1 protein-coding gene is annotated in these 1,216 nt (G+C 40.7%); it reads right to left on the bottom strand.

Features of this window, described 5'->3' with window-relative positions; genetic code table 11:
* Positions 1–583: 583 nt before the first annotated feature.
* The coding region (locus HC733_RS22270) for an ISAs1 family transposase (RefSeq protein ID WP_190367161.1) at positions 584–1,216 on the bottom strand (633 nt) is incomplete at its 5' end.

Genomic DNA, 1,216 nt, shown 5'->3' with positions numbered 1-1,216 from the left:
AAGACTATATGGCGGGGCTCCGGCATTTTAAGAAAACCATCACTGACTTGAATTGGCAAAATTTGGATGTTAGTGATGTGTTTGAATTTAAATGATTATTTATGGGGATCCCTCAGGTTAATGTCAGTTCTTTTGACCAACAAATAACAATAGCTTTAATATTTCTACTTGTATCGTTTCCTTGTGTAGGAGTTTGGTTATTATTTGGCTCCGTACTAAAACGCTATTTGACGCGACCTAAATACCTTATATGCTTCAACTACACCATGTCATTATTGTTGATCCTTTCTGTGCTGCCAGTTATCAAAGAGTTAATTGATGTAATTGGCACTGCTTTATTCACTCGGTAATCCATTAAAAATCTCTAATAGCGAGTTTTATGTTTGCAATTTGGGTAATTATTTTGTAATTATGGTTTCATCATCACGTTCTATTTATGTGAATTTTGGACTTAGCAGATAATAATAAGGAGAAAACGATGAAAACCAAAATGACACTATTAACTGCATCCGCATTACTACTAGGTAGTACATCGAGTTTTGCATCCGCACCAGACGGCAGGGGCGGAGCATACTTTGATTACTTATAAACCAAAGAACACCTGTGCCCTAAATTTGTCGTTCCAGCCAGCGGTTTTTAATTTGCTGCGTTGACTCGGTAAGCCGCATTCACACTGCTTGAGCATATTCATTACAAAACGCCTGAATAGGGCCATATTTTCCACCGCACCATCGAGACAAATTCTTGATGAATCCTCTTTAAAAACAACATCTAGTATATAGTGCTGACCGTTCTCTATACGCCAGTGTTGGCGGATGTAGTGGCCTAGCACCTTATTTTTTGGTGACATTGAGCTGACGTAGTAGCTGGTATCAATACTGGTTTTACCGCCGCAGGTTCTGTGTCGTTCTACCGCAATGATGCTGCGAATTGTCGGCCAACTAGCCGCTAACGCTTCGTCTAATTTTGGCTTGAGTTGATACACTATCCGCGTCTCTGTGCGACCATGTGCTTGCTGCTTTACTTCCGTTACGACTTGCTCCTTGCCAGCATCGAATACGCGTTGAAATTGTTCGGTTACAGCCTGATATAGCTTAGGCTGATTCTTTTTAACCTGCACCACAACATCGGCTTTTTTCGCAGCGATCATTTCAAGTGTTTGTCGTTGACAATGTAGCGCATCCACTGTGATAACACTGCCCTTAATATCAAGCAC

This window comes from Pseudoalteromonas sp. S16_S37, from assembly GCF_014694405.1.
Lineage (GTDB): Bacteria > Pseudomonadota > Gammaproteobacteria > Enterobacterales > Alteromonadaceae > Pseudoalteromonas.
This window is presented reverse-complemented; position numbering and strand designations above follow the sequence as displayed.